This window comes from Corynebacterium choanae, assembly GCF_003813965.1.
In the GTDB taxonomy this organism is placed as follows: domain Bacteria; phylum Actinomycetota; class Actinomycetes; order Mycobacteriales; family Mycobacteriaceae; genus Corynebacterium; species Corynebacterium choanae.
Genome location: NZ_CP033896.1, coordinates 2,271,973 through 2,287,326 on the forward strand (window position 1 = coordinate 2,271,973; position 15,354 = coordinate 2,287,326).

General features: G+C 56.5%; 13 protein-coding genes. 6 read left to right on the forward strand and 7 right to left on the reverse strand.

Features of this window, described 5'->3' with window-relative positions; genetic code table 11:
- Window positions 1–44: 44 nt before the first annotated feature.
- A complete protein-coding gene (gene trpS, locus CCHOA_RS08200) occupies window positions 45–1,079 on the reverse strand; it encodes a tryptophan--tRNA ligase (RefSeq protein WP_123929275.1) in 1,035 nt (344 codons plus the stop codon).
- Window positions 1,080–1,307: 228 nt separating this feature from the next.
- Window positions 1,308–2,216 (reverse strand): exodeoxyribonuclease III, encoded by a 909-nt coding sequence (locus CCHOA_RS08205; RefSeq protein ID WP_123929278.1) that lies wholly within the window; start codon window positions 2,214–2,216, stop codon window positions 1,308–1,310.
- 256 nt (window positions 2,217–2,472) lie between these two features.
- On the opposite strand from CCHOA_RS08205, the gene CCHOA_RS08210 reads away from it, so the two are divergent.
- From CCHOA_RS08210 to CCHOA_RS08220, 3 genes are all read left to right on the forward strand, one after another.
- Complete coding sequence (locus tag CCHOA_RS08210; RefSeq protein WP_123929281.1) at window positions 2,473–4,683, forward strand: NADP-dependent isocitrate dehydrogenase; 2,211 nt, start codon at window positions 2,473–2,475, stop codon at window positions 4,681–4,683.
- Between the two features lie 194 nt (window positions 4,684–4,877).
- On the forward strand, window positions 4,878–5,840 hold the full coding sequence (locus tag CCHOA_RS08215; RefSeq protein ID WP_123929284.1) for an ATP-binding cassette domain-containing protein: 963 nt from the start codon (window positions 4,878–4,880) through the stop codon (window positions 5,838–5,840).
- Between the two features lie 22 nt (window positions 5,841–5,862).
- Window positions 5,863–6,645: an ABC transporter permease gene (locus tag CCHOA_RS08220; RefSeq protein WP_123929287.1), complete on the forward strand. Its 783-nt coding sequence runs from the start codon at window positions 5,863–5,865 to the stop codon at window positions 6,643–6,645.
- Window positions 6,646–7,106: 461 nt separating this feature from the next.
- On the opposite strand, the gene CCHOA_RS08225 is transcribed toward CCHOA_RS08220, so the two are convergent.
- Window positions 7,107–8,711 (reverse strand): inorganic phosphate transporter, encoded by a 1,605-nt coding sequence (locus CCHOA_RS08225; RefSeq protein ID WP_123929291.1) that lies wholly within the window; start codon window positions 8,709–8,711, stop codon window positions 7,107–7,109.
- Window positions 8,712–9,057: 346 nt separating this feature from the next.
- A complete protein-coding gene (locus CCHOA_RS10700) occupies window positions 9,058–9,228 on the reverse strand; it encodes a hypothetical protein (protein ID WP_164472435.1) in 171 nt (56 codons plus the stop codon).
- Between the two features lies 1 nt (window position 9,229).
- On the opposite strand from CCHOA_RS10700, the gene CCHOA_RS08230 reads away from it, so the two are divergent.
- The 3 genes from CCHOA_RS08230 to metX all read left to right on the forward strand — a co-directional run bounded on the left by CCHOA_RS08230 (window position 9,230) and on the right by metX (window position 12,983).
- Window positions 9,230–9,964: a hypothetical protein gene (locus tag CCHOA_RS08230; RefSeq protein ID WP_123929294.1), complete on the forward strand. Its 735-nt coding sequence runs from the start codon at window positions 9,230–9,232 to the stop codon at window positions 9,962–9,964.
- Between the two features lie 295 nt (window positions 9,965–10,259).
- Window positions 10,260–11,585, forward strand: coding sequence for an O-acetylhomoserine/O-acetylserine sulfhydrylase (locus tag CCHOA_RS08235; RefSeq protein ID WP_123929297.1), 1,326 nt, complete (start codon window positions 10,260–10,262; stop codon window positions 11,583–11,585).
- A 318-nt stretch (window positions 11,586–11,903) separates the two neighbouring features.
- Window positions 11,904–12,983, forward strand: a complete 1,080-nt coding sequence (metX, locus tag CCHOA_RS08240; protein WP_123929301.1) for a homoserine O-acetyltransferase MetX — start codon at window positions 11,904–11,906, stop codon at window positions 12,981–12,983.
- A gap of 205 nt (window positions 12,984–13,188) precedes the next feature.
- Here the strand turns inward: metX and CCHOA_RS08245 are convergent, their stop codons facing one another.
- The 3 genes from CCHOA_RS08245 to CCHOA_RS08255 form a co-directional block, all read right to left on the reverse strand.
- Window positions 13,189–13,389, reverse strand: a complete 201-nt coding sequence (locus tag CCHOA_RS08245; protein WP_123929304.1) for a YgaP family membrane protein — start codon at window positions 13,387–13,389, stop codon at window positions 13,189–13,191.
- A gap of 554 nt (window positions 13,390–13,943) precedes the next feature.
- Window positions 13,944–14,393, reverse strand: a complete 450-nt coding sequence (locus tag CCHOA_RS08250; protein WP_123929307.1) for a DUF3017 domain-containing protein — start codon at window positions 14,391–14,393, stop codon at window positions 13,944–13,946.
- Between the two features lie 17 nt (window positions 14,394–14,410).
- Window positions 14,411–15,271, reverse strand: a complete 861-nt coding sequence (locus tag CCHOA_RS08255; protein ID WP_123929310.1) for a bifunctional methylenetetrahydrofolate dehydrogenase/methenyltetrahydrofolate cyclohydrolase — start codon at window positions 15,269–15,271, stop codon at window positions 14,411–14,413.
- Between the last annotated feature and the right edge of the window lie 83 nt (window positions 15,272–15,354).

The following is a 15,354-nucleotide window of genomic DNA, read 5'->3' on the forward strand; positions in this document are numbered from 1 at the left end:
ACTCGCAGGACAACATTGACCACCCGGTTGTGGGGATGGGAGCGCTAACGGCGGGCGAGGAACCCAACCTGCTCATACACATCGGCCAGGGTTTGGGAGGCAATCTCGCGGGCACGCTCCGCACCTTGCGCGAGCACGTGTTCAAGCTGCGCCTGGTCAGCCATATATTCGTCAAAGCGTGCCCGCAGCGGGGTGGTGAACGCTTCCAAAGCCTCGGCGGTGTCCACTTTCAGGTGACCGTAGCCTTTGCCTTCATAGCCGGCGACGAGTTTGTCAACTGGCTCACCAGTTAGCGCCGACTGGATAACCAGCAGATTCGACACGCCCGGTTTGTTCTCCGGATCGTAGGCGATAACCGAATCAGTATCGGTCACAGCAGACTTGATCCGTTTTGCAGAGACCTTCGGATCATCCAACAGGTTGATCAACCCCTTCGGGTTGGTGCCTGATTTGCTCATCTTCGAGGTTGGCTCTTGCAGATCATAGATTTTCGCTGAACCTTGCGGAATCAACCCTTCGGGGACAACAAACGTTTTGCGGTAACGGTTGTTGAAGCGTTCAGCCAAGTTCCGGGTGAGCTCAAGATGCTGCCGTTGATCCTCCCCTACTGGCACCAGCTGCGGCCGGTAGAGCAAAATGTCTGCGGCCATCAGCATCGGGTAGGCATAGAGTCCGGCGGTGGTGTTGTCTTGGCCTTGCTTTGCTGACTTGTCTTTGAACTGGGTCATGCGGCGGGCTTCACCAAACCCAGTCATACAGGTCAGCACCCAGCCGAGTTCTGCATGTTCTGGCACATGGGACTGCACAAACAAACTCGAGCGCTGCGGATCAATCCCCAAAGCTAGCAGTTGCGCAGCACCAGCAATGGTGCGATGGCGCAGCGCTTTCGGATCTTGCCCGGGGACGGTGATCGCATGGAGGTCAGGGATGAAGTAGAAGGCTTCATAGTCGTTTTGTAATTCGATCCACTGCTTGAGCGCGCCAAGATAGTTCCCTAAATGGTAGGAGTCAGCTGTCGGCTGAATCCCGGAGAGGACGCGTTGTTTCTTTTCGGGCTTAGCAGTGGCAGTGTCAGTCATGGTTGTTTATCTTAAACCTGTCCTGCCGTGTTGGCAGGCAGTGGGTCAGCACCTGTGGAATCTGCCTGCCATCTACTGCACCACCGGGCATGGGTTACCCCAGCGGTGGATGCTTTCCTCTACCAGCTGGCGCTAAGCACACTCAGGATGCTTCAGTTGCCGCTGTGGAGGAATCGTTGCCGCAGTCCGCAGCATGCGGGGAGTTCGAAACAATGCTGAGCAACAAGACTATTGGTAGGTCACCAAGAGCGGGGAATGATCCGACCAGCGCAGATCGTAACGTTCTGCTTTGTCGACCCGGGTCGACTGTGCCCGGCGCGCCATCGACGGTGTGGCGGCTTGCAGGTCAATCCGCCAACCGGCATCAGTGTCGAATGCTTTGCCCCGATAGGTCCACCAGGTGTAGGGGCCGTCGCAGTCACCGTTGAGTTCACGGGCAACGTCAACCCACTGCGGTGTTGTGGCAGGTGTGCGGATTGGTTTGGTGGGAACATAGTCGACTGCACCGGCAAACTCGCCGTGACTACCCACTTGGCTTTCGCTATCTGGTGCCACTCCGAAGATGGCATCCATAAAGGCCCGCTCGTCGGGCAGGAATCCGGCTTTGTTTGTGTTGCTTTTGTCGTTTTTCAGGTCTTGTCGCCGGTGGCAGATATTCCAGTCTCCGCCAATAACCATGTGTTCGTGGCTGTCCGCGAGTTCTGCCAGGTGGTCTTCTAATTCGTCGAGGAAGCGATACTTTTCGTCTTGTTTCGCAGTTCCCGCTGATCCACTTGGCAGATACAGCGATCCGACGGCGATCCCTAAATCCGGGATGGTTGCGGTGATGAGGCGTCCGTGGTCGGTGAAGCTGCCCATTCCTGTGGTGATGTCCGCAAGTTTGTAGCGGGAGAGGATACCGACACCGGCATGGCCTTTTTTCACTGTCGAATCGTGGCCGGCATACTGCCAGCCGTCTGCGAGTAGTGGGGCTAAGGCTTTGCGGGTGAGCTCCTCGTTGGCGCGGACTTCTTGCAGCACGATGACGTCAACTTCGGTGTTGTTCACCCACGGGATGAATCCGAGGTTTTCTTCCGAGCGCTGTTTTACTGCTGCCCGGATGCCGTTGACGTTGATGGTTGCAATGGTAAAAGCCATGGCGATCATTCTATGACTTCCCCCGGTGTGGCTGTGATTCGGGCACCATAGGTTGGGTTGTTGTGGGCTTTCCCATGGCGCGTTTGGGGTAGTTTGGGGTCAATTTTGATGGGTTTTACCCCCGTAACGCGGTAGGATATGCGGAAGTTGACTGTGTTCCACCCTCCTGGGTGCGCTTAAACACAGTCTGGAAAACACTGCATGCATCCATGTCAATGACCAAACGACGTCGTTGAACTTGTATAAGGAGCCCCCTTTGGCAACCATTATTTACACTCGCACCGATGAAGCCCCGCTGCTGGCGACGTATTCACTCAAACCAGTGATTGAAGCGTTTGCTTCTGCTGCCGGGATTAATGTGGAGACCCGCGATATTTCGCTTGCTGGCCGTATTTTGGCGCAGTTCCCGGATTATTTGTCCGACGAGCAGAAGGTTTCCGATGATCTCACCTATTTGGGTGAGTTGGCCAAGACTCCGGATGCGAACATCATCAAGCTGCCGAATATTTCGGCTTCGGTGCCGCAGCTTAAGGCCGCGGTTGCTGAATTGCAGGCGGCTGGGTTCCCGATTCCGGATTATCCTGATTCCCCTTCCACCGATGAGGAAAAAGCTATTCGGGAGCGCTATGACGCGGTGAAGGGTTCGGCCGTGAACCCGGTGCTGCGGGAAGGAAACTCGGATCGCCGTGCCCCGATTGCGGTGAAGAACTTTGTAAAGAAGCATCCGCACCGGATGGGTGCTTGGACTGCTGATTCCAAGACCAATGTTGCCACCATGGATGCGGGCGATTTCCGGCACAATGAGCAGTCGGTGATTATGCCTGCCGAGGACACGTTACAGATTGTGCATGTGGCGGCTGACGGCACCGAGACTGTCCTGAAAGATGGTTTGCGGGTGCTTGCCGGCGAAGTGGTCGATTCGACCTTTATGTCGGCGAAGAAGCTTGATGCGTTCCTCCGTGAGCAGGTTGCTCGCGCAAAGGAAGAAGGGGTGTTGTTCTCTACACACCTGAAGGCGACGATGATGAAGGTTTCTGATCCGATCATCTTCGGTCATGTGGTACGTGCGTTCTTCGCTGACGTCTACGACAAGTATGGTGACACGCTGCTGGAGCACGGCTTGGATGGCGAAAACGGGTTGGCTGCTATCTATGCTGGTTTGGACAAGCTTGACGGTGGCGATGAGATTAAGGCTGCTTTCGATGCAGCACTGGCCGACGGTCCGGCACTGGCGATGGTGAATTCGCACAAGGGCATCACGAATCTGCATGTGCCGTCCGATGTTATTGTCGATGCTTCCATGCCGGCGATGATCCGCACCTCTGGCCACATGTGGAATAAGGATGATCAGGAGCAGGACACGCTCGCAGTGCTGCCGGATTCTTCCTATGCCGGGGTGTATCAGACGGTGATTGATGATTGCCGTAAGCATGGTGCGTTTGATCCGACCACTATGGGTACGGTTCCAAATGTCGGTTTGATGGCTCAAAAAGCCGAAGAGTACGGCTCCCATGACAAAACGTTCAAGATTGCCGCTGATGGCACGGTGAAGGTTATCAACGCTGCTGGCGAAACCCTGATGGAACACCAGGTTGCGGCGGGTGATATTTGGCGTGCCTGCCAGGCGAAAGACGCCCCAATTCAAGATTGGGTGAAGCTGGCAGTGACCCGTTCCCGTCTGTCGGGGATGCCGGCGGTGTTCTGGCTTGATCCAGAACGTGCCCACGATCGTAACTTGATCGAATTGGTGAAGAAGTATCTGGCCGATCATGACACCGACGGGCTCGACATTCAGATCATGTCCCCGGTGGAGGCGACCCAGTTCTCGATTGACCGCATCCGGGAGGGCAAAGACACGATCTCTGTCACCGGTAACGTGCTGCGTGACTATCTCACCGACTTGTTCCCTATTTTGGAGTTGGGCACTTCGGCGAAGATGCTGTCGATTGTGCCGCTTATGGCCGGTGGTGGCCTGTTTGAAACCGGTGCCGGTGGTTCTGCTCCAAAGCATGTGCAGCAGCTGGTAGAAGAAAACCATCTGCGTTGGGATTCGCTCGGCGAATTCTTAGCGCTTGCCGAGTCGCTGCGTCACTTCGCGCAGGTTGATGGCAATGCTAAGGCTGATGTGTTGGCATCTGCCCTCGATGTCGCCACCGAGAAGCTGCTGAGCGAAGGGAAGTCCCCGTCGCGCAAGGCCGGTGAGATCGACAACCGTGGCTCCCACTTCTGGTTGACGAAGTTCTGGGCTGATGCGCTTGCGGCACAAAGCGACGATGCGGAATTGGCAGCAAAGTTCGCCCCGGTGGCCGAGGCGCTCGACAAGCAGGCTGCAGCTATCGATGCCCAGCTCATTGAGGTACAGGGCAAGCCTGTTGATTTGGGCGGCTACTACTACCCCAATGATGACAAGACGGCGGCTGTGATGCGTCCGGTTGCTGCCTTCAATGAGGCACTCCAACAGCTCTAAACAGCACCTCAACAAACCGCACCTAAACCGGTTGCCGCTCGCAGGCGCATCGTTGCGCTGACCCGCGGCGGCGACGCGTGTGGGGTGCACTCACTACCCTCAGGATCATTTCGATGATGCTGGGGGTAGTTTCTTGTCCTCCCTTCTGATCAGCGCAATCTGTTTCCGGCAAGGGGTGTGCTAGAGTGCCCGGAATGCCAATCATTGAAATGACCAATGTGACCAAGGTGTATCCGTCGCGGCGGAAACAACCGGAAGTCCGTGCCCTTGACGGGTTAGATTTAACAGTGGAGCAGGGCACTGTTCGCGCCTTGTTGGGGCCGAATGGGGCGGGAAAGACAACCACCGTCAAGGTGTTGTCGACATTAACCACTCCGACGAGTGGCACAGCGATCATCGATGGGGTGTCGGTGATCGATCATCCGCAGCAAACCCGCCGTATGATTGGCGCGTCTGGCCAGTACGCGACGGTTGATGAGAAACTGACCGCCCGGGAGAATCTTATGCTGATCGCCCGGCTGTTCCATCTAGGTTCACAAGGGGCGAAACAGCGCACAGCTGAGCTTCTTGAGGCGTTTAATCTTGTTGAGCCTGCTGACCGGCCGGTTGGTGGATTCTCCGGGGGTATGCGTCGCCGCATCGACTTGGCTGCTTCCCTGGTGAACGATCCAAAGATTTTGATCCTTGACGAGCCCACCACTGGCCTTGATCCGGCAGCTCGCCTCGCCCTGTGGGAGATCATTCGGCAACGGGTAGCTGCCGGCACGACGTTGCTGCTCACTACCCAATATTTAGAGGAAGCCGATCAGTTAGCTGACGATATTTCAGTTATTGATCACGGTCGGGTTATCGCTGAAGGCACCCCTGACGAATTGAAAGCACAAGTTGGCGGGCAACGCATCTCGGTTACCTGTCAAACCGATGAGGCCATTGGCCAGCTCACCAATATTGTCACCGCGACCAGTCATGATCCGCGTTCTGTCGTGACGAAAGGACGCACCGTTTCCGCGGCAGTCCATGACGGTCAGCACGCACTTGCTGCGGTGCTCGCAGAAACCAACGCGGCCGGAATCGCGTTGCACGATGCAGGTATGCAGCGGCCCACCTTGGATGACGTGTTCGTCACCTTAACTCAATCCGATTCGACGAGCGCGTAACGCGGCAAGGGGTAACAATCTTATGACTTGGTTTATTGATTTCTATGCCGTGCTAGTACGGAACCTGCAGCGTCTAAAACGCACCCCAGAGGTGGTGATTTTCGGCCTTATTCAGCCGATCATGTTTGTGCTGCTGTTTAGTCAGGTTTTTGGCGGCGCTATTGCTCTACCAGGGGCAAGCTATATTGACTATATGCTGCCCGGTATTCTCGCTCAGAGCACCATTTTCGGGGCTTCCGTATCGGGCATGATGATTGCGCAAGATAAAAAAGACGGCATCATGGATCGCTTCCGGATTTTGCCAATCTCCCGGAGTGCGATTATTTTCGCCCGCGCCACCGCCGACGGGCTGATCAACGTTATGTCGGCAGCTGTCATGGTGCTCACAGGGCTGGCCTTAGGCTGGCGTGCACACACCAGCCTGTGGGAATTTTTGGCCGGTTTCGGTTTGCTTGCCCTGTTCGGATGGGCGTTTAGCTTCCTGCTGATCTTCCTAGGGTTCGCAGTGAAAACCCCGGAGGCGTTGAACTCGGCATCGTTTATCGTCATGTTCCCTGCAACATTCCTCTCGAACGGGTTTGTGCCGACACAAACCATGCCGAAGTTCCTTTCCACAATCGCCACCTGGAATCCGGTGTCGGCTATTGTGCAGGCTGTCCGGAATTTGTTCGGCGGCAACGGGGATCTTCCGGTCCCGGATGTTTGGGCAATGCAGCATCCCGTGTTGTTCGTCCTGATTGCGTCAACGATTTGTGTCGCAATTTTTGCCCCACTATCGGTCTCCCGGGTATCCACGCACACTTAAACCGGTGCCGCTTCAGCGGGGCGCAAGCACCGCAACCTTCAGGCAGGGTCTGTCATCCTCAGGTGTTTTCACCACTGTGGATACCAGGCCCTGTTTTTGCGTCTCCCCAGGGTCATGCGATAAGCCGCTGGCATTTGACGCCGCTGTAAAACCAGTGCCACGACTGTGTGATTCCATGCCCCCACCAACGGCGCCATCGAGCCGATACTTGTTTCGCTCCAATGCTGCACAGGGCGGCAACCGAAATCGCGCCACCATCTCAGCCCATCGGGGTCTGTGATAGCGAGCAAGGGCATGAAAAACCCTGCTACAGCAATCGCATCGAGGCACCTTGCAGGTGGTGTTTTTACGACAACCTGCGAGGCTGATTTGGTGTAGCAGGGTGAAACCATGTGGCAGCTGGCGCAAAGTGCGCAGCGGGGTGCGATGCGCAGCCAGGAAAAGTTGAGGTGCGAAGGAAACTATCCGAACACTGCCCGTAGCGCGAGCACACACAGCGAGGCGATTACCGCCGCTACCGGCAACGTGATTACCCAGGCCATACCGATCGGTTTCATGAGCTTCCAGTTCGCGGCACGGTTTACCACACCAACGCCGAGCACGGCACCAATCAAAATGTGGGTGGATGACACGGGAATACCCAACACTGATGCGAGCATCACTACACCTGCAGCAGCAAGTTCCGCAGAAAATCCGCTGGCAGGGTGCATTTTCGTCAAGTCAGAACCCACCGTTTTGATCACATAGCGGCCAATAAACCACAGGCCGCTCACCAGCGCGATTCCCATGGTAAGCATCGCTGCACCAGGAACTGCTACTTTCGCGTTGACAGCATCGGTTTTCAGCACATCGATTACTGCCGCAAATGGCCCGATAGCGTTGGCAATATCGTTGGATCCGTGAGAAAACGCGAATGCTGAAGCGGTAAACACCTGCATCCAGGAAAACAGCGTGAACGTGGAACGATCGAGTGCTTGTCGTTTCAGGGTGCGGGCAAAAATTGATACAGCCATCCACACCGAAACTGCCACCATACCGAGGATGACATAGTTGCCAACCGCAGAAATCCCTAGATGCAGGTTTTTCAGGCCTTTAAACAACAGCATCGAGCCGATAACCACTGATCCGAGTGCCGCAAGAATTGGCACCCAGGTTTCCAGTGCGCGGTGGGCTTGCACATCATCAACTTGGGTGTTGATGCGGTGGAGTTCTTTGTAATAGTTCGACTCGAGGGCGTTGGGATCGTAGCTTTCCTGTGCCATGATCTGGGCGTCACGCACCATGGCGTTGGTGTAGGAAATCTGTTGAAGTTCGTCAAGGCGTGCGAAAGCAGTTTTGTGTTTGGTGCGCAGTTCGGCCCGTTCAAGTTTGATTTTCCGCAGCGACTGGTCGGCGTTTTCGTTGTAGACCAGAATATATTTTTTCACCAGGGAGAACAGCAGGAATGCGACGACCCCGCCAAGTACTGGGCTGATCACCCAGGAAGCGACAATTGAGGCGATTTTATTCCATTGCACCATCTCCCAGCCGCCGGTTCCGGTGACCAAACCAATGGTGACAGCAGCACCAACAATACCGCCGACAATGGAGTGGGTTGTCGATACTGGCCACCCTAAGCGGGTGGCGATGAGTAGCCACAGTGCCGCCCCGAGCAGGGCAGACATCATAATGAATGCGAAATCCATGGGTTGCAGGATCTCTGGATCGAGTTTCACGATCCCGGAGCGCACTGTGTCGGTCACGTCGCCGCCGGCAAGCACTGCCCCGCCGACTTCGAATACGGCGGCGACCAGCAGGGCTTGTTTGATGGTTAATGTGCCTGCACCTACTGAGGTGCCAAAGGAGTTTGCGACGTCATTGCCACCGATATTGAATGACATGAACACTGCAAACACGATGGTGATCAACAAAATGGTTTTGTTTGCATTCGGCCCGGTGTAGCCGAATGACCAGAATGTAAACCAGATCAGGGCAATGGCGAGGAGCCCCCCGAATACGAGATGCCACCACAGGTCTTTGCCCTCATTTGGGGCGGCTAGTGGCGGTGCATCATGTGCAGTAGACATGGATGTTCCTTTTTGAAATCTCTTTCGATGCGTCGCAGCAAAGAGAGCCTGGTGCATCGGTGGATATGTGACAACGCGTGCGTCGTTGCATGAAGTAGTTAAAGCAACGGAAGTAAACAGTTGGTTAACACCCCCGGCTACCTGCCGTTCATATGCGATCTACCTGCACAGATAGCAACAGTTCACCGGGTCAGTGGAGCATAAAAATACCCCCAGATGAGGATTCCATGATCAGTGCCGGCCGCTGTTTTCCAACCGATATAGGCGCTTGCGATCATCAGGCGGCTGCAAGGTACCTGCCTGTTGGTGCGGATCCTTCCAGTTGTTCTATTTCCACACTTTTCTTTCAAAAAGCCTGATAGCCCAGTGCCGTTCGGATGTTGCCGATAATGGTTGCGACAGCGGTGATTGCTCGTCGGCCGGTGATGCTTGCCGGGTCGTGCTGGGGACGTGTTTCGTCAATTCCTCCGGTGCGGCGCTTTCCTTCCACACTTCCACGCGGTGGAATAATGGCCACTATGCATGCTCGTTTCCATTTTCGCTTGTTGACTGTTGCTCTTACCTGCTGTGCCTGGTCATGGTGTGCCCCCACAGATGCGGGGGCAGTGACGGTCACCGCCGATACTGAGCAGCAGGTGTGCGTGGCTAATTTCGCCGATGGCCAACCGACAACTGATTCCTTTTTCTCCCAGCTGCAGGCCGATGCGATCGATCGGCGCCTCGCCGAACTTGACCAGGCTGATCCGGGGTTAGCCGCTGCTATTCGCGCCTATGATGCAGGTGATCCGACAGCAGCAAGTCCAGGCGAATTACAACAACGCATCGGAGTGGCCGGCGGTCGCGAAGGATTGGGGCAACTGATCACCACCTCGGCGGCGGATGCTGGGGTACCAACTGATCGCACCGCCACCCCTGAGGTGCAACGATTCACTATTGCGGAAGCTGACAACACCATCGCGGTTACGGCTGTTGATCCAGCAGCTGATGTGCTGGGAGAACTGCAAGCAGTAGCCGCCAACGGGTTCCGGCTCGATGAGATCAAAGCAGCGCTATTTGCCGAGCGTCAAGAGGCATTCAACGCGATCCAAACCCAACTCCACGACCAGCTCGTGGATTGTGTGGAGACGTTACGCCCACGGCCGTGGCTTTCCGGACCGAAGATTCTCATCACTATTGCCATGGTGGGGGCAGTCGCGGTCGCCCTATTAGCGATCCGTAACGCACGTCGCCCGGTGCGGCATGCCAAGCGCTAACATCGGGCGTGAAGCCACCAACTTGAGGAACAGACCAAGCAGTTCAAAATGTTGGGAACAAAGCGGTTCAGCAACCATCCAAATCAACCGGGGGTAACCGCCAAAAAATAAGCCCCATCCAGTCTGTTTACAATTTTTCACGGATACGGTTTCACCGCCCTGTTGCGCTAGACAGCTCTGTTCATTAGTGTTGCTAACAACATCGACCGAAAGCGCACAGCTCAGTTCATTTATGGCTTGTTTTTGGCCTGCTATCAGGCTGCCGTTGTGCACACATGAACACCAGGAGAAACCCGTGACCACCAAATACAACAACTCCGAGGCAAACCAGTGGCAATTCGCAACCCGTGCCATTCACGCCGGCCAACCTGTTGACGGCGAAACCGGCGCCCGGAATCTGCCGATCTATCTCACCTCGTCGTTTGTGTTCAACTCGGCCGATCACGCCCGGCAGCGCTTCGCCCTGGAAGATGCCGGCCCGGTCTACTCCCGGCTCACCAACCCGACCGTTGCCGCCGTCGAAGAGCGGCTCGCCTCCCTCGAAGGTGGCGTTCATGCGGTGCTTTTTGCTTCCGGGCAGGCCGCCGAAACGGCAGCGATCCTCAATATTGCCGAAGCAGGATCCCACATTGTGGCGTCTTCTCGGCTCTACGGCGGCACCTATACGCTGCTCGATGTGACGTTGCGTCGACTTGGTATCGAAACCACCTTTGTTGCCAACCCGGATGACCTCTCCCAGTGGGAAGACGCCGTACAGGACAACACTGTCGCATTCTTTGGGGAAACCTTCGCCAACCCGCAAGCCGACGTACTCGACATTCCAGCCGTTGCCGAAGTTGCCCACCGCAACCAAGTGCCACTAATTATCGACAACACGGTAGCCACCGCCGCTGTGGCCCGGCCGCTCGAACTCGGCGCCGATGTCGTGGTCGCATCCACCACCAAGTTCTACACCGGTAACGGCTCCGCGCTGGGCGGCGTGCTCGTCGACGGTGGCAAGTTCGACTGGACAGTTGAGCGCAATGGCAAACCAGTCTTCCCTGGTTTTGTCACCCCGGATGCCGCCTACCACGGTCTCAAATATGCTGACCTGGGCGCGCCCGCCTACGGCTTGAAAGCACGAGTCGGTTTGCTGCGGGACACCGGTGCCGCACCTTCCCCACTCAACGCCTGGATTTTGGCGCAAGGCCTCGACACCTTGTCGCTGCGTATTGAGCGTCACAACGAAAATGCAGCGAAGGTTGCCCAGTTCCTCGATGCAAACGATCTCGTTGCAAAGGTGAACTATGCAGGTCTGCCTTCCAGCCCATGGCACAAGGTGAAAGAAAAACTTGGCCTGCAGCACACCGGTTCGGTGATCTCTTTCGATCTCAACGGTGGCCAGGAGGAAGCCTGGAAGTTCATTGATGCGCTCCAACTGCACTCCAATGTGGCCAACATTGGTGATGTGCGCTCCTTGGTGGTACACCCCGCCACCACCACCCACTCCCAGCTCGACGAGGAAGGCCTCAAGGGCGCCGGCGTCACCCCCGCCACGGTTCGCTTATCGGTAGGTATCGAAAACATTGACGATATTCTTGCCGACCTGCAGCGCGGATTTGATGCCATTAGCGGTTCGTAAAGAGTTCCATGCCCACCGCCCTGACAACACTGATGAGCACCATTCCCGCCAGTGTGAGCACCGCGATCGCTGCTGACACAGAAAGCCAGCTCATCACCGCAGTGTACGGCGCAAGGCTAACCTAGGAATGTCTCTCCCTCTTATCGTCGCGCACGGTAAGAGGGATTGGTCATATCCGGCGCGGGTAGCGACAGTGCAACGTCCGGCACTGACGACGATCATCGGGGCGCTGATTCCGGCCTCCCCAACCACTGCCTATTGCCGCATAGCAGCTACAGTAGACACGCCCACCATGGTTCATTTTGAAAGGCACTGACGATGGCTCAGACGCACACAGTGACAATTCCCCACTTCGTCACCGAAGCTTCCGTGGAACTGACCCATCTCACCGCCGCCTATGCGATGTACGGAACACCGCACATCCAGCCCGATGGGCGCAGCAACATTCTGCTGGTCGAACACGCCCTTACCGGCGATCATCAGGTCGACCAGTGGTGGGGGCCGGAAATCGTCGGACCGGAAGGGGTATTTCGCACCGACCAATACTGTGTACTGTCAATCAACACACTGGGCGGATGCATGGGCACCACCGGACCTGGCAGCATCGCCCCCGATGGGCAGGCCTACGGCTCCCGCTTCCCTGCCCTGACCATTCGCGATCTTGTCCATTTCGAAGCAGCCGTCCTCGACGAATTAGGCATCAGGGAGGTCGCTGCGGTGATTGGCGGCTCAATGGGTGGGGCGAAAGCCTTGGAATGGACATTGCTCTACCCGCAGCGGGTTCGCGCCGCACTCGTACTTGCAGTGTCCGCCCGGGCATCCGCCTGGCAGATCGGTATTCAAAAAGCCCAGATGACAGCGATCACCCGTGATCCGCACTATCTCAACGGGGACTACTATCACACCGAACACACCCCGCAGCAGGGGCTGGCCGCCGCCAGGAAGATCGCGCATCTCACCTATCGCGGTGAGCTAGAGATGGATGAACGCTTTGGTACCGACGCCCAAACCGGGGAAAACCCATTAGGGCCGACACTTGCGGATTCGGGACGTTTTGCGGTCGAATCTTATCTCGACCACCAGGCCAGCAAACTCGTGGAACGCTTTGATGCCGGCTCCTACATGATTCTCACCGAAGCATTAAATCGGCACGATATTGGCCGCGGGCGGGGTGGACTGAATAAAGCATTAGCATCGTCGACGGTGCCAACCTTTATCTGCGGGGTTGATACCGACATTTTGTACCCCTACCATCAGCAGGAACATCTCGCCCGAAACCTTGGCAATCTGATCGGCATGGCGAAAATTACTTCCCCATGCGGACATGATGCCTTCCTCACCGAGACTCGGCAGCTCGTACAGATCATGCACCGCTTCATAACACGAATCAGCACCTAACCCGCAAGGCAGGTTCGCTGCTGAAACACTCCCGATCCGCAGCGGCTAGCGACACCGCTACCTGCACAAGATCAGCGCTGACCGCCTAAATGTCGCATCCCCTGTGAACACAACGCAAAGCGCTGGGATCATCAGCGAAGATACTCACTGTCTGCATCCCAGCGCGCTACAGTTACCTGGCGATCATTACACCACAGACAAGTAGCTACTTGCTCACCTTGCAGGTGTTAATCCTAAACAAGGTGTACAGCGGGCAGAAACCGGCAACTGCGGTCACAGCCATGATTGCGGCAACAACCCACAGCACAATTGACCACACACCCGTGGTTGCCATGGCTCCGACAACAGCCGCGACGGCGACAATGGCACGGCCTAGACGATCGATAGTGCTTTCATTTCGTTTCATGTGCCAAGATCCTATCGGCAAATCTGCTTCCCTCCTACGACACGGTGAACACGAGCGGCCGTAAGTAGCAATATTTTCCCAGCTGCGCCCCAAGCAGCCTGCACAAACACCTAGTAGGTGATCTGCCACACAGTGACCGCAGTGCACCACGAACATTCACACTCTGTGGTGTTCTTTGCTGCCCCATCCTTCGTTGCGCAACTGGCGTCACTGCCCCGCGACATTAGGCACACCGGCGCTGATACAGGCGGAATAACCCCCCCGTAGACGAAGTGTCTACCGCGGCATGCTGAGCGGAAAACCACCACCGTATTTGCGGCGGTGCCGGTCTCCTTAGCGCTGTACATATGCTGACTCGTAGCCCCAATATGCAACACAACGACAACCAAGCAGGTATCTCCTCCACATGTGTCGCACGCATTGCAGCTGCCATATATTCTTCCAGCCGCCATGGCGCATAAGACCCGCAGCATCCATGGGGTGTGTACGCCCGACCCCGGTCACACTGGGATGAACAGTGCACCCTGCAGCGAATCGCCACCGGGGATGTACTATTAGCTTCCCAGCGAGTCGACGCTAAGCGCCAAATACGCCAACAGTCCCCCGGTCAACGCACAAAACATGGCGTCCTTTTTTGGGGTTCTAATCGCTAAAATCCCCAGCCGTGTGCGGCTGACTGTGCAATGCAACCAAGCCAGCCACAGCATGCTCAGCCCCAGGGTAAACGTTGCCCGCCGCCAATGATCCGTCAACACGAAAAACACTGCGGTCACCAGCCCCACCAGCAATCCGCCAACTAGCAGCCGTTGCAGCACAGGTGAACAAGCAACAGGAAGCGCGACAGCTTTCCTCCCACTTGCCGCAGCAGGCGCAGCCTTCACTACGGTTTTCCCATTCAGCTTGACCGAGGATCGACCACGTGCTGCCCTTTCACCAGGAGAGGTTCGACTTGTCTTCGCCACCCCAGGAGAACAATGTTGCTGCGCGGGTTGTTCATCAACCATGACCGGTGCCCCGCACACTAGTGGGTGATGCCGGCGAGTCGCTCTGCGCGCTCCACCACATTGCGCACCAAAAAAGCCCGCGTCAACGGCCCCACACCACCCGGATTCGGACTGACAAACCCGGCTGTATCCCACACCGATGGATGCACATCACCGAAAAGTTTGCCGTCTTTGCGGGAAACCCCAACATCTAAAATCGCAGCCCCCGGCTTCACCATATCGGCAGTCAGCATATGCGGAACCCCCGCCGCAGCCACCACAATATCAGCGTTGCGTGTATGGGCGGCAAGATCCTTCGTCCCCGTGTGGCACAGTGTCACCGTCGCGTTTTCACTGCGCCGCGTCAGCATCAACCCGATCGGACGCCCCACAGTCACACCACGACCAATCACCACCACTTCAGCGCCGGCCAACGGCACATCGTAGCGCCGCAACAAATGAATGGCTCCATTCGGGGTGCACGGCAACGGCGCCTCATCCCCAAGCACTAGTTTGCCAAGATTCACCGGATGGAGCCCGTCGGCATCTTTTTCCGGATCAATCGCCGCCAACACCCGATTTTCATCTAAATGCTTCGGCAGTGGAAGCTGCACAATATAGCCGGTGCACGCCTCATCGGAGTTCAGCTCAGCAAGCACTTCCTCCAGCGCTTCCTGGCTAATGTCAGCAGGCAGATCCCGCCGAATCGATTCCACCCCGATCTCTTGACAGTCCTTATGCTTCATCCGTACATATGCTTGGCTGGCAGGATCCTCCCCCACCAATACGGTCGCCAAACCAGGGATAACGCCACGATCCTTCAACGCAGCAACCCGGGCTTGTAAATCGGCAACAATCTCGGAACGGTAGCGGTTTCCGTCAAGTTTTTCGGCAGTCATGGCCTTTAGTATTCCATTACTTCGCCACCGGGCGAACGTACCCCCACCCGTTCGGGGACTCGCCGCCGCCGATCCCACTACGA